The sequence below is a fragment of the uncultured Phascolarctobacterium sp. genome, from assembly GCF_905212365.1.
GTDB lineage: Bacteria > Bacillota > Negativicutes > Acidaminococcales > Acidaminococcaceae > Phascolarctobacterium_A.
The window spans coordinates 26,178-42,809 of the sequence record NZ_CAJMEH010000011.1 but is presented as its reverse complement, the minus strand read 5'-3'; the positions used below and the strand labels follow the sequence as shown (position 1 = coordinate 42,809).

General features: G+C 50.6%; 17 protein-coding genes. 16 read left to right on the top strand and 1 reads right to left on the bottom strand.

Annotated features, from left to right (window positions below; all coding sequences use genetic code 11):
• Positions 1-214: 214 nt before the first annotated feature.
• The 9 genes from QZ105_RS03395 to ilvC all read left to right on the top strand — a co-directional run bounded on the left by QZ105_RS03395 (position 215) and on the right by ilvC (position 9,664).
• Complete coding sequence (locus QZ105_RS03395; RefSeq protein ID WP_293728448.1) at positions 215-868, top strand: DNA-3-methyladenine glycosylase 2 family protein; 654 nt, start codon at positions 215-217, stop codon at positions 866-868.
• Between the two features lie 21 nt (positions 869-889).
• A complete protein-coding gene (locus QZ105_RS03390; RefSeq protein ID WP_293728447.1) occupies positions 890-1,411 on the top strand; it encodes a methylated-DNA--[protein]-cysteine S-methyltransferase in 522 nt (173 codons plus the stop codon).
• A 53-nt stretch (positions 1,412-1,464) separates the two neighbouring features.
• Positions 1,465-2,646, top strand: coding sequence for an MFS transporter (locus QZ105_RS03385; RefSeq protein ID WP_293728446.1), 1,182 nt, complete (start codon positions 1,465-1,467; stop codon positions 2,644-2,646).
• Between the two features lie 17 nt (positions 2,647-2,663).
• Positions 2,664-3,164 carry an AAA family ATPase gene (locus QZ105_RS03380; RefSeq protein ID WP_293728445.1) on the top strand — a complete coding sequence of 167 codons (501 nt, stop codon included), beginning with the start codon at positions 2,664-2,666 and terminating at the stop codon, positions 3,162-3,164.
• A 16-nt stretch (positions 3,165-3,180) separates the two neighbouring features.
• Positions 3,181-4,065: an EamA family transporter RarD gene (gene rarD / locus QZ105_RS03375; protein WP_293728444.1), complete on the top strand. Its 885-nt coding sequence runs from the start codon at positions 3,181-3,183 to the stop codon at positions 4,063-4,065.
• Between the two features lie 676 nt (positions 4,066-4,741).
• The gene (locus QZ105_RS03370) at positions 4,742-6,115 is read left to right on the top strand and encodes a tagaturonate epimerase family protein (protein WP_293728443.1); all 1,374 of its coding nucleotides are present in this window, start codon (positions 4,742-4,744) and stop codon (positions 6,113-6,115) included.
• Between the two features lie 553 nt (positions 6,116-6,668).
• A complete protein-coding gene (locus tag QZ105_RS03365; protein WP_293728442.1) occupies positions 6,669-6,890 on the top strand; it encodes a hypothetical protein in 222 nt (73 codons plus the stop codon).
• 13 nt (positions 6,891-6,903) lie between these two features.
• A complete protein-coding gene (gene ilvB, locus QZ105_RS03360; RefSeq protein ID WP_293728441.1) occupies positions 6,904-8,565 on the top strand; it encodes a biosynthetic-type acetolactate synthase large subunit in 1,662 nt (553 codons plus the stop codon).
• A 103-nt stretch (positions 8,566-8,668) separates the two neighbouring features.
• A complete protein-coding gene (ilvC, locus tag QZ105_RS03355) occupies positions 8,669-9,664 on the top strand; it encodes a ketol-acid reductoisomerase (RefSeq protein ID WP_293728440.1) in 996 nt (331 codons plus the stop codon).
• A gap of 94 nt (positions 9,665-9,758) precedes the next feature.
• Here ilvC and QZ105_RS03350 read toward each other — a convergent pair whose 3' ends face one another.
• Positions 9,759-10,364, bottom strand: a complete 606-nt coding sequence (locus QZ105_RS03350) for a DUF1847 domain-containing protein (RefSeq protein WP_293728439.1) — start codon at positions 10,362-10,364, stop codon at positions 9,759-9,761.
• 235 nt (positions 10,365-10,599) lie between these two features.
• On the opposite strand from QZ105_RS03350, the gene pfkB reads away from it, so the two are divergent.
• The 7 genes from pfkB to rpsR all read left to right on the top strand — a co-directional run bounded on the left by pfkB (position 10,600) and on the right by rpsR (position 16,498).
• Positions 10,600-11,541, top strand: a complete 942-nt coding sequence (gene pfkB / locus QZ105_RS03345) for a 1-phosphofructokinase (protein WP_293728438.1) — start codon at positions 10,600-10,602, stop codon at positions 11,539-11,541.
• Positions 11,538-13,490, top strand: a complete 1,953-nt coding sequence (locus tag QZ105_RS03340) for a fructose-specific PTS transporter subunit EIIC (protein WP_293728437.1) — start codon at positions 11,538-11,540, stop codon at positions 13,488-13,490. Before pfkB ends, QZ105_RS03340 begins: the two co-directional genes overlap by 4 nt.
• A 26-nt stretch (positions 13,491-13,516) precedes the next feature.
• Positions 13,517-13,774, top strand: a complete 258-nt coding sequence (locus tag QZ105_RS03335; protein ID WP_293728436.1) for an HPr family phosphocarrier protein — start codon at positions 13,517-13,519, stop codon at positions 13,772-13,774.
• 12 nt (positions 13,775-13,786) lie between these two features.
• Positions 13,787-15,406: a phosphoenolpyruvate--protein phosphotransferase gene (gene ptsP, locus QZ105_RS03330; protein ID WP_293728435.1), complete on the top strand. Its 1,620-nt coding sequence runs from the start codon at positions 13,787-13,789 to the stop codon at positions 15,404-15,406.
• 123 nt (positions 15,407-15,529) lie between these two features.
• Entirely contained in the window at positions 15,530-15,814 is a 285-nt protein-coding gene (rpsF, locus tag QZ105_RS03325) for a 30S ribosomal protein S6 (protein ID WP_293728434.1), read from the top strand.
• A gap of 3 nt (positions 15,815-15,817) precedes the next feature.
• Positions 15,818-16,249, top strand: coding sequence for a single-stranded DNA-binding protein (locus tag QZ105_RS03320; RefSeq protein WP_293728433.1), 432 nt, complete (start codon positions 15,818-15,820; stop codon positions 16,247-16,249).
• Between the two features lie 18 nt (positions 16,250-16,267).
• Positions 16,268-16,498 carry a 30S ribosomal protein S18 gene (rpsR, locus tag QZ105_RS03315; RefSeq protein WP_293728432.1) on the top strand — a complete coding sequence of 77 codons (231 nt, stop codon included), beginning with the start codon at positions 16,268-16,270 and terminating at the stop codon, positions 16,496-16,498.
• Positions 16,499-16,632 lie beyond the last annotated feature (134 nt).

Here is a 16,632-nt window from a genome sequence, read left to right as displayed (position 1 = left end):
TGGCTGGAAGCGGCCTGGGAGGATAGAAAGCTGCCGGTTAGAAAAAGACTCAAGCGAATGCTTGAGTCTTTTTCTATGCGCTGATAGCAGCCGACAAGGACGCGGCCTGGCTGCCGCTTCGCTGAATTTTAAAACTTTATTAAATACTTTCGGTGAAGTGAGAAAATTTCTGTTATAATTAGATGAAAGAATAAACGTAAGGAGTATGTGGCTTATGCATTTTCAGTATGGCGAAAAGGAGCTGGCGTATCTAAAGAAAAAGGATAAGCGTTTAGCCGCTGCTATCGAGCAAATAGGCATGATTGAGCGGGTAACGGACGACGACCTTTTTGCGTCCGTGGTACATCATATAGTGGGCCAGCAAATTTCGTCAAAAGCACAGGCCACAATTTGGGGACGCTTGCAGAATTATTTGGGCTCTATTGAAGCTCAAAATGTAAATGCCGCATCTGCCGAAGCTTTGCAGTCTTTAGGCATGAGTATGCGTAAAGCGCTGTATATTAAGGATTTTGCCGCGAAAGTCGTTAACGGCAGCTTCGATTTAGACGCTGTTCAGCATATGGGAGATAAGGAAGCTATTGAAGCTTTACGCAATTTAAAGGGCATTGGCGTGTGGACGGCAGAAATGATTTTGCTTTTTTGTTTGCAGCGTCGTGATATTTTGAGCTTTGACGATTTAGCAATCCAGCGGGGCCTGCGTATGCTGTACCATCATCGTAAAATAACAAAAGAGCTATTCGCTAAATACCGCCGCCGTTATACTCCTTACGGCAGCATAGCCAGCCTGTATTTATGGGCCATAGCGGGCGGAGCGATAGAAGGCATGAAGGATTATGGCGCGCAGAAGAAAATAAATAAGAAGAAATAAATTCCGAAAAGAGGTACAACAATGCTTTTTAAAAATCGCTACGCTTCGCCTTTAGGCGAAATGATTATGCTCAGTGACGGTGAAGGTCTGACCAATCTGAATTTTATTGACGATAAATTTTATCCGGCTGCCTTGGTGGAGCAGGCGCAGGAGACGCAGCTGCCTGTTTTCGACGCTGCCGCTAAGTGGTTGAACGCTTATTTTGCCGGACGCGCTCCGGGAGCGCTTCCTCCTTTAGCTTTACAGGGCAGCCAGTTTAGGATGCAAGTTTGGCAGCTTTTGCTGCAAATACCTTATGGTTGCTTAACTACCTATAAAGAACTGGCGCAAAAAATTGCGGCTCAGCGTGGCTCCGGGATGATGTCGGCCCAGGCTGTAGGAGGAGCGGTAGGACATAACCCCGTTTGCATTATGGTGCCCTGCCATCGTGTTGTCGGAATGAACGGCAGCCTGATGGGTTATGCCGGAGGTTTATGGCGCAAGGAACGCCTTTTGCAGCTTGAAGGGTTAGAGGTGCAAAATTTATTTGCCGCCCGCAAGTGAGTATGTTATAATTAAAAAATTACAAAAAATATTTTTCCAAAGGAGCTGTTCCTATGCAAAATAAATTATATTTGCCCGTGGTTGCCTTAGCTTTGGGACATTTGGTAACGGATATGCAGGCCGGAGCGCTGCCAATCGTACTGCCCCCTCTGAAGGAATTGTTTTCCTTGAGCTATTCGCAGCTGGCGGCTATTGTGCTGCTGCAAAATATTATGTCCTCGGTTATTCAGCCGGCTTTTGGCTATTTGACAGATAAGCGCTCTTTGCCACACTTGCTGCCGTTGTGCGCCGCGTTGGCAGGGGCCGGTTTTGCTTTTGTCGGCCTAGTTTCGTCCTATACGTTACTGCTTTGCACAGTGGTTTTCATAAGCTTGGCCAGCGCTACTTACCATCCCCAAGCCTCAAAAACGGTAAATTTTTTGAGCGACGACGGCAATTGGGCGAGAAATATGGGACTTTTTTCCATTGGCGGCAATGCCGGTATGGCCTTTGGTTCTATGCTGATGACTTTTCTGCTGGGGTTTGCCGGCGGCTTGCATAATACGGTGTATTTTGTGCTGCCGGGGCTTTTAGTTTTCGGATTGATGACTAGATATATGCCGGTTTACCAAAGAGTAAATATCGAGCATGAAGTGCTTCGTTCCAAGCAGGCTGATGTTAAGGGAGAAGTTCATTTTTCCAAAACCGGATTGTTTTTAATTTTGTTCTATATTTTTATGCGTTCTTCCGTACACTCGGGAATTTCTACATATCTGCCTTTATTTTTTATTAAGTTCCGCGGCTTTGAACCGTTAGCGTCTAGCGCCTTAGTAACATGTTTTTTATTGGGCGGCGTGGCTGGCACTTATGTGGGTTCGATACTTAGCGATAAATTGGGTGCGCGAAAAATTTTATTAGGCTCTATTATGCTGAGCATTCCGGCTATTTTTGCCGTAACCGTGGTTGCAAAGCCGTTTTTGGCTATGGCTGCCGCCGTGCTTTCAGGATTTTTTATTATCGGCTCTTTTGCTACGACCATTGTGCTGGCGCAGTGCATGATGCCTAATAACGTGGGCATGGCCTCAGGCTTGACCATTGGCTTTAGCGTAGGCTTGGGCGGTTTTGGCGTAACAATTTTAGGCTTTTTGGCCGACCGTTACGGTTTGCCCGTCGTTATGCAGCTTTTAGTTTGGCTGCCTATAGTCGCCGCTTTAGTGGCTTTGCGCATACCCATTCCAAAGAGCTTGCAGAAGTGAGCTTATAGGTGGCGCTTATGAAAAAATTATTTTTAGTCGGCGGGCCGATGGGCGTAGGCAAAAGCACAGTAGGGCAAATACTTAAAAAGAAACTGCCCAACAGCGTTTTTCTGGACGGCGATTGGTGTTGGGACGCTAATCCATTTGTGGTCAACGAGGAAACGAAGCGTGTGGTCATGGAAAATATTTGCTTTCTGCTCAAAAATTTTTTAATGTGCTCCGCTTATGAAAATATAATTTTTTGCTGGGTGATGCCCGAGCAGAAGATTATCAACGAGCTGCTGGCAAATTTACCGGTGGACGGCTGCCATGTGACGGCCTTTTCCTTGCTTTGCTCGAAGGCGGAGCTGCGCTTGCGGCTGCAAAAAGACATGGACGCCGGACTGCGTTCAGATGATATTATCGAGCGCAGTATTGCAAGGCTTCCTTTATATAAAGAGCTGGACACAATAAAAATAGATACTTCCGGCATGAATGCGGAGGCCGCGGCTGACACGCTTCTGCTTCATATAAAATAGAAATGAGGGGCTAATTATGGAAAAAAATTATCGTTTAGGCGTTCTTTACGGCTTGGGCGCTTATTTGATTTGGGGCGTACTGCCCGTGTATTGGAAGCAGCTGCAGCATGTGGATGCTATGGAGATTTTAGCCAGCCGTTTTTTATGGTCGGCTGTATTTGTTTTTCTGCTGATTGCAGCGACAGGGAAGTTTAAGACATTTGTGCAGGAAAGCAGGGATATTTTTAGCTCTTGGAAAACAGGTGTCTGCATGATTTTAGCCGCTGTTACCATCAGCTTCAACTGGGGGATTTTTATTTGGGCCGTAGAAGTAGGCCGCATTGTGGAAACCAGTATGGGCTATTATATCAACCCTTTGGTCAGCGTGCTTTTCGGCATGCTGTTTTTACGCGAGCGTCTTTCGCGTTTGCAGATTATCGCTGTGCTGTGGGCCACTGTCGGCATTGCCGTAATTATTTTCAAAAACGGCAGCCTGCCATGGGTGTCCGTGGGCTTGGCAGCGACCTTCGCTTTGTACGGTTTGTTGAAAAAGCTTATTAAAGCACAGGCCTTGACCAGCATTATGCTGGAAACGCTTTTGATATCGCCGCTGATGGCTTACTATCTGTATTATTTAAGTCAGCGCGGTGGCAATATTTATCAAAGCTGCGATACGCTGACGCTTGGCTTTTTGATGGGGGCAGGCATTGTCACAGCCTCGCCTTTACTGCTGTTTACGGGCTGCGCCAAGCTGCTGCCCTTGAATATGGTGGGCTTTATGCAGTATATGTCACCGTCGATTACGCTGCTTTTGGGAATTTTTGTTTACGGTGAGGACTTTACGGCGACGCATGCCGTTTCTTTTGGCTGTATTTGGATTGGCCTGCTGTTTTTCACTTATTCACAGCTGAAACGTAAATGAATTTTATTTTGGGCTTTTGTCTTTGGCATTGTGCTAAAGGCGGGAGCCTTGTTTTATATACGCCGTTAGCTAATCCTTTGTTCATTTTATTTTTATGATGCCGTATTTTTCTTAACGTAAAAACTTCGCGGCACATTTTAATTATCAGAAAAAAGAAACCTGCTTGTTCAAGCCTTTTGCAGCGGCTTTAGTAAAATGTATGTTAAATCACTGGCTTTAAGATAAAAAAAGCCCTTGACAGACTGGGTTGGAGCGTCGTTTTAAAGAATGGACAGCGGCAGGCTGGGCTGCGGTACTATATCTAGGGCTGTGGAAAGATGCTGGAATATGTTATTAAAGTTATCCACAGTTTGTGTATAACATGTTGATAAAGCGGTAAAAAGTGCATAAATAAGCCTTTTATCCAGAAGACCTTTAGTGGATAACTTGTAGACAGCGCCGAGTTATGCACAAAAACTGTTGATAAGTTTGTGCATACTGTTGATAACCTGGAAGGCAAAGACCACAGCTAGTAGTATTTTTCTCTGCCGCTATTTATCAAAGCGGAAGCAAATGTGCGCAGTTTATGCGCAAACGCAGGTTTTTTACATAAAGTGAAGTTTGTGCTTGCTTTACGCGCCAATTTTAGCGATAATATTAATATGAAAAATTATGTGTGTAAATGGAGGCAGAAAGAATGGCTTTAAAACAAGCGATAGCCGTAGCCGCTTTGCAGGAAGCGGCAGGCGAGGTAATAAATAAATCCGTATGCGAGGTTCCCGGCGGTTGGCTGGCTTTAGTTAATACCGGCGACGGTAAGCGGTTAGCCGTGGCGGCTCAGGGAGAAGCTCCTTTATGCGCTATGCTGAAGGAAGCGGAGCAAAAGGCTGAGGTTAAGGGCGTGCAGGTTACTATAGCGGCGCTTAACGCCAATAACGCCGCCGTGGTGCGCCGTTTTGTCAAATGGGCCGCGCCGTCGGCCTGCGGTACTCGCGGCGCCAGCGTGGGCTTCAGCGATTGGCTGGGCGAGGCCGACGCCTTTGCTGCCGAGCTGTTTACCAAGCGTCAGCTGAAACCGGTACTGGTGGATTATACCGCCGAGGACAGCGCCGCTTTGCAGCGCAATTTTCTGGAGGCTGTGGACACTGCGACCTGGGGCGTGCTAGAAGCAGGTTGCCGCGAGGGCTATGGCGCCAACGCCGCCGGTTTAAAAACCGAGGAGGATATCGTTAAGGCGCTGCTTTACGGCTACAGTATGATTGGCTTCGATTGCAGCGATAAAATAAATTTGAGCATTGAGAAGCTTTCCGACGTCGAAGTTGAAAAGCGTTTTGAGGAATTTAACGAAACCTTCCGCGCGGCGGTTAACGCATCTTATCTCAACGCTGAATTTAAAGTGGGTAATAGCAAGCTTTCTTTTGAAGAAACGCAGCTGCACCGTATTATTTTGGAATACGGCGAAGCGATTATGCACGTGCAGTTCATTTATAATTCTTATCTGAAAAATACGCCCTGGGATATCGATTTTGAGCTGTCCCTGTCCAAGCCGGGCAAGCTGCTGACGCCGCAGGAGCATTATCTGATTGCCAATGAGCTGGAGCGCAACGGCATTAAGCTGGCTGCCGTTTGTCTGGATACGTTGAACGAGGACGCGGCGCTGGCAGAAAATTTGCAGCTGCACTGCGACATTGCGTCGGCTTTTGAATACCGCCTGAGCCTGGGCAACGCCGATATTGGTTTGGCTGACCCGGCGTTAGTAATGAAATACACTAAGGGCAAGGTGCATTTCAAACTGAACAATATTCTGTGGCTGAGCGCCGTCAAGCTTATTGCCGCCAACGACGCGGAGCTGTACGCTAAGCTGGCAGAGGCTGGCGGCATCAGCCCCGCCCCTGTCGAGAATCTGTGCGGAACGGAAGCAGGCCGCGCTTTGGCTTTGAGCTATAAAAAGGCGCTCAATCCGAAGGAAGCTGGTTTGGCCGCCGCCGTTAAGGAATTTTTAGCGGCTCACAAGGCAGAATATGCCGAAGCCGTGCGTAATGACGTGAGCAGCTTCCTGAAAAAAATATAAATTACTTCTTTGGCAGCCGGTGCTACGCTTTGCGCCGGCTGCTTTTCTCTGCCAAAGAGCGTGTGCGCAATCTGCGGACTTTGAGTAGAAATGTACACTGAAAAAGAGCGCGAAATAAGGCGGTTCGTTGATTTGTGCGCAGCTCAAGCACAAAAATTGAAAAATGCTTTTGCTTGGTGTATAGAAAAGCATTTTAGAAAATTTTTTTAGAAAATAGTTGACAAGTCGCTGAAAAGGTAGTATAGTATCAGTAATTTCAAATCGACCCATAAAGGTGATGATTGGGAATAAAGATAAGCGCAAAGCTTGCAGAGAGCCGATGGTTGGTGCAAATCGGCACGGAGCCTTATTGAGTAAATCACCCATGAACTCGTCAGCGAAAGTGAAAGCGAGTAGACTGATGCGCAGCGGAGGCGTTAGCTCCGAGCCGGTTGATGGACTGGTGCTGAAGTGATAAATTAGGGTGGTACCGCGTAATTTACGCCCCTACTTGCATATGCAGGTAGGGGCTTTTTTAGTCCATCAGAAAATGTACTTGAATGGAGGAGAGAAAATGTTTGAAAAGGTGCTTGTAACCGGACAAAATGATGAAACTTTATTGCCGCGTATTTTGCGCGTGCTTTCCAAGCAAGGCGCTCAGGTACGTTCTTTGCGGATGGACGCCGAAGCGGATACGATGAAATTGGAAATTCAGCTGGACGCCTTAGTAGCCGCTCAGGTGGCTAAGCTTTTAACTAAGCAGGTTGCCGTGGTGTCCGTTAATACTTTGGCCTAAGGGGGATGCAGTAATGAAGTTAAAGGGCTCGCAAGCAATCGTTAAGGTGCTGCTGGAGCAAGGAGTAGATACGGTTTTCGGTTATCCCGGCGGTCAGGTTATTCCCCTGTACGACGCGTTGTACGACGCGCCTCTGAAAAATGTGCTGACGGCTCATGAGCAGGGCGCTATCCATGCGGCGGACGGCTACGCCAGAGCCAGCGGCAAAACCGGCGTATGCATCGCCACCTCCGGGCCGGGAGCAACGAATATCGTCACCGGTCTGGCAACGGCTTATTTGGATTCGGTGCCGCTGGTAGCGATTACCGGACAGGTGCCGGTGGGCAATTTAGGCCGCGATTCTTTTCAGGAGATAGATATTGTGGGTGTGACCGTGCCCATTACGAAATATAACGCGCTGGTGCGCCGCAGCGAGGATTTGCTGCCGACGCTGCGCCGGGCTTTCGCCATTGCGAAAGAGGGGCGGCCAGGGCCCGTGCTGGTGGATATTCCCAGCAATTTGCAGGTAGCGGAAATGGAATGGACGGAGCCGGAAGCGCAGGAGACTGTTCCTGCTAAGCCTGCGCCTGACAAAGCCAGCCTGCAGCAGGCGGCCGAGCTGCTGAACAAGGCTCGGAAGCCGGTGCTGTTGGTAGGCGGCGGCGCTTTGAACAGCGACGCGGGCAAGGAGCTGGCGGAGCTGGCTGCCAAGGCCGACCTGCCCATCGTCAATACGCTGATGGGCGTGGGCGCAGTACCGGGAAGCAACCCCCGCAGCCTGGGCATGACCGGTATGCACGGGCACATCGCCTCCAATATGGCGGTGGTCAACGCCGATATTCTGGTGGTGGCTGGCAGCCGCTTCAGCGAGCGCGTTACCGGCGACCGCACCCGCTATGTGGGGCAAAAGACTATTATTCAGCTGGATATCGACCCTTCGGAAATCGATAAAAATATTGCCGTCAGCGTGCCCGTGGTGGGCGACATTAAGGAATCCTTGCAGGAGCTGCTGCCTTTGGTAAATAAAGCGGAGCATGCGGACTGGTGGCAGCAGATTAAAGCGTGGGACGCTGCCGAGGACCACAGCCTGGAAAGCGGCGACCGCTTAACCGCTCCCTGGCTGATGAAGCATTTAAGCAAAACCTTCGGCGACGAAGCCGTTTACGTTACGGACGTAGGGCAGAACCAAATGTGGGCTGCGCAGCATCTGACGGTGGATAAGCCGCGGCACCATCTGACCAGCGGCGGCTGCGGCACTATGGGTTTTGGCCTGCCTGCGGCTTTGGGCGCGGCCTTCGCTAAGCCCGGCGGCACGATAGTGCATATCTGCGGCGACGGCGGCTTTAAGATGACTGGTATGGAGCTGTACACAGCCTGCCGCGAGCAGAAAAAGCTTATCAGCATCGTTATCAATAACAGCTGCCTGGGCATGGTGCGCCAATGGCAGCATCTGTTCTACGACGCTCGTTATTCTTCGACTATTTTGTCGGACTTTGATTTTATCGGCTTTGCCCGTTCCTGCGGCGCCGACGGCGTACAGGCGACGACCTGCGAGGACTTTGCCGCCGCTTTGGAAAAAGCTAAGGCTGCTTCGGGACCCTTCCTCATCGAAGCTGTTATTCAGCAGGGCGATATTGTCGAGCCCATGGTAGCGCCGGGAGCGGTACTGGATGATTTTGTGAAGGTAGAAAAATAAGGCCGGTCATAAAATAAGGGAAGAAATATTTGCTTCAAATATTTTTAAATAAAATATAAACAACAATCAACAGACTTGAATCAAAGAAAAGAGGTAAAAGAAAATGGTAAAAATGTATTATGACAGCGATGCAAATCTGGAATTACTGGCAGGCAAGACTGTGGCCATTATCGGCTACGGCTCCCAGGGCCACGCCCATGCGCTTAACTTAAAGGAAAGCGGCGTGGACGTAGTAGTAGGCCTGTATGAAGGCTCCAAATCCTGGGCTAAGGCTGAGGCTGCCGGTCTGAAGGTTATGACCGCTTACGACGCCGCCGCTAAAGCGGACGTTATTATGATGCTGATTCCCGATGAGAAGCAAGCCGCTACCTACAAAAAGGACATTGCTCCTAACCTGACCGCAGGCAAGGCTTTGGCTTTCGCTCACGGCTTCAATATTCATTTTGGTCAAATCGTGCCTCCGGCAGACGTTGACGTATTCATGGTTGCTCCTAAAGGCCCCGGCCATCTCGTTCGCCGCACCTATACGGAAGGCAGCGGCGTGCCCGTGCTGGTAACCGCTTATCAGGATTACACCGGCAAAGCTCACGACATAGCTCTGGCTTATGCTAAAGGCATTGGCGGCACTCGCGCCGGCGCTTTGGAAACCACCTTCCGCGAAGAAACCGAAACCGACCTGTTCGGCGAGCAGGCAGTTCTGTGCGGCGGCGTTTGCGCTCTGATGAACGCAGGCTTTGAAACTTTAGTAGAAGCAGGCTATGAGCCTGAAAGCGCATACTTTGAATGCATGCACGAAATGAAATTGATTGTTGACCTGATGTATGAAGGCGGCATGGCTAAAATGCGTCATTCCATTTCCGATACCGCTGAATACGGCGATTACACCACCGGCCCGCGCATCATTACCGCTGAAACCAAGGCCGCTATGAAGCAGGTGCTGGCAGAAATCCAGGACGGCACCTTCGCTAAAAAATGGTTGCTGGAAAATCAATGCGGCCGTCCTCAATTCAACGCTATGCGCCGTCGCGCTGCGCAAACTCAAGCTGAAAAGGTTGGCGCTCAGTTGCGCGGTATGATGTCCTTCCTGAAAAAGAAATAAAAAAGAAACCGGCAGGGACAGATAGGAAACAGATTTAAATAAGGGAAAGCAAAAGACCGCTTACCGTTTGGTAGGCGGTCTTTTGACGTTGCTTTTAAACTTCACCTTCGTCCATAATATTCAATTTGCGCTTCCAGTAGCGGGAATAAATTGCGCCCAAGGGATTGTGCGCCAACAGGCGGTCCTTGACTACGATATTGGTCACGGGGCCGCTGCAGTTCATATTGAAAACTGCGTCGTGGCCTACGCACAGGCCGCAGGAAATGAAAAGCTCAACTCCCTGCTCCGCTAAAAATTTGGCCTGAAATTTAGGGTTGCACATGGCCTCGTGTTCCAGCTCCGGCTTAACCTGCTTCAAAGCCAGCTCCTTTTTGGGAAAGCTGCAGTTTTTGCAGCAAACGCTGTAAAATTCAAAGCCTTGCTGCTCAAAATATTTGGCGATATAGCGGGCTTCGCTGTTGAGCCCGATGCAGAAGGCCATGCCCAGCTTTTTATAGCCCATAGCCTTGGCAAATTCTGCGGTTTCCTGCAGACGGCAGATATTGCTGTAAAAGGTTCCCTCCACATAGGCGGCGGCCTGCATGATTTTTAATTCCTCCTCGGTATAAGCTGCTTTAACCTCGTCCAGCGGCACGCCGGTACAGTTTACGCCTTTGGTATAGCAGGCGTGGCTGGGACAGCTTGCGCATTTACATTTCATTTGTGGTTCCCCCTCCGGTTTTTATTTATATCCTATCACATTGACGCGGATTTTCCAAATTTTATCTTGCCGCCTCACGTCGCAATGCCTAAAAAATAACACATAAATTTCATGAAATTGTACTTGTTTAGGTGACGGTTATTATTGCTTATGTAAGGAATTAGCTATATGATAAAATATAAAGAAAGAAAATCCTGGCGGTTTGTTTTGGAAGCCGCTTAGGGAGGCGAGAAAAATGATTTATACTGTAACATTTAATCCGTCGCTGGATTATGTAGTTAAGGTGCCGGGCTTTGCCGTGGGCGCTATCAACCGCACGGCGCAGGATCAGATTTATCCCGGCGGCAAGGGAGTTAATGTTTCGCTGGTGCTGCAGGGCCTGGGTCTCAAGTCGCAGCTCCTGGGCTTTGTCGCCGGCTTCAGCGGCGCAGAGATTAAACGCTTGACGGCGCTGACCGGGTGCGACAGCAATTTTGTGGAATTGGATAACGGCTATTCCCGCATCAATATGAAAATCAGCGGTACGCCGGAAACTGCGGTAAACGGGCAAGGGCCTTATATCGGACAGCGGCAGCTGGAGCAGCTGGCACAAAAGCTGGATGCGCTCAGGGAAGGCGATATTTTAGTTTTATCCGGCAGCATTCCTAATAGCCTGCCCCAGGACACCTACGAACAATTATTGCAGCGGGTGAACGGCAAGGGCGTGCGTACCGTTGTGGACGCTACGGGACAGCTGGTGCTGAAGGCTTTGAAGTACCGGCCCTTTTTGATAAAGCCAAATCATGAGGAGCTGGGAGAATTTTTTGGCTTGGAGCCTTTGCAGGATACGGCGGCGATTATAGACTGTGCCCGCAGATTGCAGGAGCAGGGAGCGCGCAATGTTTTGGTATCCCGCGGCGGCGACGGAGCCGTGCTGCTGGACGAGACTGGCGACGTGCATATCAGTCCATCGCCTAAGGGAGTGCTGGTTAATTCCGTTGGCGCAGGCGACAGTATGGTTGCCGGATTTTTAGCCGGTTATCTGCAAAGCGGCGATTACGGCTATGCTCTGCGTTTGGGCATTTGCGCCGGCAGCGCGTCGGCCTTTAAGGACTGGCTGGCGAATAAGGAAGATATTGAAGCACTGCTGCAAAGCTTGGAAGGCGGACGGCAGGGTAATGAAAGGAGGACAATATGAAAATAGTTGATTTACTGGCGGAGCAGAGCATTGATCTGCATGCTGAGGCGGCAGATAAGCAAAGCGCTTTGCTGCATCTGGTGGATTTGATGGACGCAGGCGGACGTCTGTGGGATAAATGCGAATATAAGCGCTGCGTACTGCGCCGCGAGGAGGAAGGCAGCACCGGCATCGGCGAGGGCATAGCCATTCCTCACGCCAAGACCAACGCTGTCAAGCGGCCGGGTCTGGCGGTGATGATTGTACGCGAGGGCGTGGATTTCGACAGCCTGGACGGCGAGCCTGCCAAGCTATTCTTTATGATTGCCGCGCCGGATACGGAGGATAATGTGCATCTTGACGTCCTCAGCCGTTTGAGTATGCTGCTGATGGACGACGAATTCCGCGCCCAGCTTTTGAGCGCTGACGGCAGCAGAGAATTTTTGCAGGTTATCGATAAATTTGAGCAGGCCAAGCTGGAGGAGGAGGCCGCTGAGGCGGCTGCGGCTGAAATCGCTGAAAGCGAGGCTGCTACGGCGCAGGAAAAGGAAGCGGAACCAGCGCCAAAGAAGGGCCGCGTGCTGGCGGTAACGGCTTGCCCTACGGGCATTGCTCACACCTATATGGCTGCCGAAGCCTTGCAGGCCATGGCGGAAAAGCTGGGCGTAGCTATTAAGGTAGAAACTAACGGCAGCGGCGGCGTAAAAAATAAGCTGACGGCGGAGGAAATTGCGGAGGCCGACGGCATCATCGTAGCCAGCGATAAAAATGTGCCCATAGAACGCTTTGCCGGTAAACGGGTGCTGTTTGTGAAGGTAGCCGACGGCATCAATAAACCTAAGGAGCTCATCGAAGCTATTCTGGAGGGCAAGCCGGCAATTTTTGCCGGTAATGGCGGCGTGAAGGAGCAAGAGCAGGAGGCCGGCGAAAGCATGGGCCGCACGATTTACAAGCACCTGATGAACGGCGTTTCGCATATGCTGCCCTTCGTTATCGGCGGCGGTATTTTAATTGCTTTAGCCTTCTTGCTGGATATGTCCAGCGCCGGTACGGCGCAGTTTGGCAGCGGTACGCCGACGGCGGCCTTTTTGAAAAATATCGGCGGACTGGCCTTCAGCATGATGCTGCCGATTTTAGCTGGCTATATCGCCATGAGCATCGGCGAGCGTCCCGGCTTGCTCCTGGGCGTAGTCGGCGGCTTTTTGGCCGTGGACGGCGGCAGTGGCTTCTTCGGCGCACTGCTGGCAGGCTTTTTGGGCGGCTATTTGGTTGTAGGCATGCGCAAGCTGTTCAGCGCCTTGCCCGACGCTCTGGAGGGCATCAAGCCGGTGCTGCTGTATCCGGTATTCGGTTTGCTTTTGCTGGGAATTATTATGACCTATGTTATCAATCCGCCGACAGCGGCCTTTAACGGCTGGCTGGCTGCGGCGCTGGCAGGCATGAGCACTATGAGCAAGGTGCTGCTGGGCTTTGTACTGGGCGGTATGATGTCCATAGATTTTGGCGGGCCTATCAATAAGGCGGCCTATGTTTTCGGCACGGCTTCCTTGGCCGCAGCCGACGGCAGCGCTGTCAGCAGTGCGATTATGGCCTCGGTTATGATTGGCGGTATGGTGCCGCCTTTGGCTATCGCATTGTGTACCGTGCTGTTTAAAGGTAAATTTACGGCGAAGGAGCGTCAGTCCGGTGTGACCAACTTTATTATGGGCCTGTCCTTTATTACGGAGGGTGCGATTCCCTTTGCGGCCAGCGACCCTCTGCGCGTTATTCCCAGCTGCGCCTTGGGCAGCGCTGTTGCCGGGGCTTTGTCCCAATACTTTGGCTGCAGCGTGCCTGCGCCTCACGGCGGCGCATTCGTTTTTGGCGTGGTGCAGAACTGGCCCATGTATTTTGTTGCTTTAATCATCGGCAGCATAGTTGCCGCCGTCCTCCTTGGCTTCCTGAAAAAGAACGCCGTCGAGGCTGAATAATTATTTTAATTAAGGAGAGATTAATTATGAAACAATTTTCCTATGTTATTACTGACGCAGCAGGCATTCATGCCCGTCCCGCCGGTTTGCTGGTGAAGGAGGCAGCTAAATTTGCTTCTGCTATTACTATTAATAAGGGCGCTAAGAAGGGCGATTTAAAGCGTATTTTTGGCGTTATGGCTTTGGGCGCTAAAAAGGGCGATACTGTGACCATTACCTGCGAGGGCGCCGACGAAGAAGCGGCAGCAGCAGCTATCGAAGCTTTTTTGCAGGCTAATTTATAAAGGAGTTTTATTATGCTGGCATTACAGGGTAAGGGCGTATGCGGCGGCGTAGCCATCGGCCGTTTGGCGGTATTGGCGCGGCGGCAGGCGGCTGCCGAACGCCGTCAGATTACAGATACTGAAGGCGAAGCGGCGCGCTTTCACGCAGCGCGGCAAAAAGCAATCAGCCAGCTGACAGAGCTTTATCAAAAGGCCTTAGGTGAGGTTGGGGAAGAAAATGCCGCTATCTTTGAAATTCATCAGTTGATGCTGGGGGATTTGGATTATATCGAGGCTATCGAAAATTTAATTCGCGCCGAAAAGGTTAACGCCGAATACGCCGTACAGATAACGGCAGCAGATTTTGCCGCCGCTTTTGCCGCCATGGACGACGAATATATGCAGGCGCGGGCAGCGGACGTTAAGGACGTATCCGCCAGAGTGCTGGCTTGCCTGGGAGATGGGCAGGACGGCGTCGAACGGCACAGCGAGCCCTACATTTTAGCGGCAGACGATTTAGCGCCCAGCGAAACCGTGCAGCTGGATAAAAAATTGGTTCAGGGCTTTGTAACCGCTGCCGGCAGCACTAATTCCCATACGGCAATTTTGGCGCGGACCATGGGCATTCCCGCTGTGGTCAGCACCGGCGAAGTCATCGGACCGGAGTACGACGGCTGCTTGATAGCTGTTGACGGTTACACCGGCGAGGTGTTTGTAGATCCGGAGCCGCAGGTTTTGGAGCGGATGCAGGCCAAGCTGGCGCAGGACGCCGGACAGAAAAAGCTTTTGGCACAGCTGCGGGGGCAGGACAGCGTTACGACCAAAGGACAAAAAGTGCTGCTTTACGCTAATATCGGCAGCACTGACGATTTGACGGCAGTAACGGCCAATGACGCTGAAGGCATCGGCTTATTCCGCAGCGAATTTATTTATTTGGAAAGCGGCGATTATCCGGATGAGGAAAAGCAGCTGCAGCAGTATAAAATGGCCGCCGAGGCTATGGGCGGCAAGCGGGTGATTATCCGCACGCTGGATATCGGCGCCGATAAGCAGGCCGCTTATTTTAAGCTACCGCCGGAGGAAAATCCGGCGCTTGGCTATCGAGCCGTCCGCATTTGTCTGGATAAGCCGGAAATTTTTAAAACGCAGCTGCGGGCTATCTGCCGCGCTTCCGCTTACGGCAAGGTTGCGGTGATGTTCCCCATGATCATTTCTGTGGACGAGGTGCGTCGCTGCCGCGCTTTGCTGCGTCAGGTGCAGGAGGAGCTGGCGGCTGCCGCTATTTCCTTCGATAAAGAAATGGAAGTCGGCATTATGATTGAAACTCCTGCTGCTGCTTTGATAAGCTGCGAGCTGGCGCGGGAGGTGGATTTCTTCAGCATCGGCACCAACGATTTGAGCCAGTACACGCTGGCTATCGACCGTCAGAACCAAAGACTGGAAAGCTTTTTTGACGCGCATCATCCGGCGGTGCTGCGGCTCATCGAAATGACAGTGCAGAACGCTCATGCGGCAGGCATTTGGTGCGGCGTGTGCGGCGAGCTTGGGGCAGACCTGGAGCTGACGGAAGCTTTCGTAGCCATGGGGATGGACGAGCTGTCCGTAAGCCCGGCGGCGATTCTGCCTCTGCGTCAGAAAATTCGCAGCCTGTAAAATTTTTCTTTACAGGTATTGCGCTTACCGCTCAGCGGTGATATAATTATTAAGCTTGTATATATTATATATACTTCTTCTGCTCCCAGATGGGGGCCAAAGTCCAAAGGAGGAGGTGATTTCGTGAAAGCATACGAAGTCATGTACATCGTTAAACCCGTTGAAGAGGAAGCATTTGAAGCAATCGTTGCTAAATTTGAAAACCTCATCACTGCAAACGGTGGTAATGTAGAAAAAACCGATCGTTGGGGCAAAAAACGCCTTGCTTACGAGATTCAGGATCTGACTGAAGGCCTGTACGTTCTCGTAACCTTCCAGGCTGAAGCCGCTGCTGTTAAAGAACTTGATCGCGTTATGAAAATTACCGATGAAGTAATGCGCCACATGATTATCAGAAAAGGTGAATAATCGATGAACAGGATTATTTTATTAGGCAGACTTACTAGAGATCCGGAAGTGCGCTACACAAGTACCGGTAAAGTTGTTTGTCAGTTCACCCTGGCGGTGGACAGACCTTTCGCCAATCAAGATGGGCAAAGAGAAGCTGACTTTATCCCTGTTATTATTTGGGGTAAACAGGCAGAAACATGCGGCAATAGTCTCACCAAAGGGCAGCGCGCGCTGGTTGAAGGCCGCCTGCAAATCCGCAGCTACGACGGTAAGGATGGCAATAAACATTGGGTAACTGAAGTTATCGCCGATCGCTTCGAGTTTATCGAGCGCAAGAGCGATTTTGCCAACGCCCGTCCCAGCAGTCCGGCACCTTCCAATGCTCCCGCACCAGGCGGCGGTATGGAATCTTTCGGTCAAGCGGTTCCCTTTGATGAAGAAATTCCATTCTAAAATAAGGGAGGTTATGCAATGAAACGTGAAAGAGGCAGAAGACCCAGAAGAAAAGTATGCAGCTTCTGTGTTGATAAAGTTGAAGAAATCGATTACAAGGATGTAGCTAAGCTGCGCCGTTATATTACCGAACGCGGTAAGATTTTACCCCGTCGTATTTCCGGCACCTGCGCTAAACATCAACGCCAACTGACCGTAGCAATCAAACGCGCTCGCTGCGTTGCTTTGCTGCCGTTCACTTGCGAATAAGAGTTTACGGGCAACGAAAACTAGAAAATCCCACGGCTTAAACGCTGTGGGATTTTTTGTTTATGTAGCTTGTGATTTATGCCTTGAGAAAATTTGTTCACTGTGCTATACTAGGAATAAATAGGTATATAAAT

Excerpts from the sequence above, each read along its gene's own strand:
- QZ105_RS03340 (WP_293728437.1), top strand. The coding sequence starts at position 11,538 with ATGAAAATAGTTGATTTACTGGCGGAGCAGAGCATTGATCTGCATGCT.
- ptsP (WP_293728435.1), top strand. The coding sequence starts at position 13,787 with ATGCTGGCATTACAGGGTAAGGGCGTATGCGGCGGCGTAGCCATCGGC.
- ilvC (WP_293728440.1), top strand. The coding sequence starts at position 8,669 with ATGGTAAAAATGTATTATGACAGCGATGCAAATCTGGAATTACTGGCA.
- rpsR (WP_293728432.1), top strand. The coding sequence starts at position 16,268 with ATGAAACGTGAAAGAGGCAGAAGACCCAGAAGAAAAGTATGCAGCTTC.
- QZ105_RS03390 (WP_293728447.1), top strand. The coding sequence starts at position 890 with ATGCTTTTTAAAAATCGCTACGCTTCGCCTTTAGGCGAAATGATTATG.
- QZ105_RS03320 (WP_293728433.1), top strand. The coding sequence starts at position 15,818 with ATGAACAGGATTATTTTATTAGGCAGACTTACTAGAGATCCGGAAGTG.
- pfkB (WP_293728438.1), top strand. The coding sequence starts at position 10,600 with ATGATTTATACTGTAACATTTAATCCGTCGCTGGATTATGTAGTTAAG.
- ilvB (WP_293728441.1), top strand. The coding sequence starts at position 6,904 with ATGAAGTTAAAGGGCTCGCAAGCAATCGTTAAGGTGCTGCTGGAGCAA.
- QZ105_RS03365 (WP_293728442.1), top strand. The coding sequence starts at position 6,669 with ATGTTTGAAAAGGTGCTTGTAACCGGACAAAATGATGAAACTTTATTG.
- QZ105_RS03380 (WP_293728445.1), top strand. The coding sequence starts at position 2,664 with ATGAAAAAATTATTTTTAGTCGGCGGGCCGATGGGCGTAGGCAAAAGC.
- rarD (WP_293728444.1), top strand. The coding sequence starts at position 3,181 with ATGGAAAAAAATTATCGTTTAGGCGTTCTTTACGGCTTGGGCGCTTAT.
- QZ105_RS03335 (WP_293728436.1), top strand. The coding sequence starts at position 13,517 with ATGAAACAATTTTCCTATGTTATTACTGACGCAGCAGGCATTCATGCC.
- QZ105_RS03350 (WP_293728439.1), bottom strand. The coding sequence starts at position 10,364 with ATGAAATGTAAATGCGCAAGCTGTCCCAGCCACGCCTGCTATACCAAA.
- QZ105_RS03370 (WP_293728443.1), top strand. The coding sequence starts at position 4,742 with ATGGCTTTAAAACAAGCGATAGCCGTAGCCGCTTTGCAGGAAGCGGCA.
- QZ105_RS03395 (WP_293728448.1), top strand. The coding sequence starts at position 215 with ATGCATTTTCAGTATGGCGAAAAGGAGCTGGCGTATCTAAAGAAAAAG.
- QZ105_RS03385 (WP_293728446.1), top strand. The coding sequence starts at position 1,465 with ATGCAAAATAAATTATATTTGCCCGTGGTTGCCTTAGCTTTGGGACAT.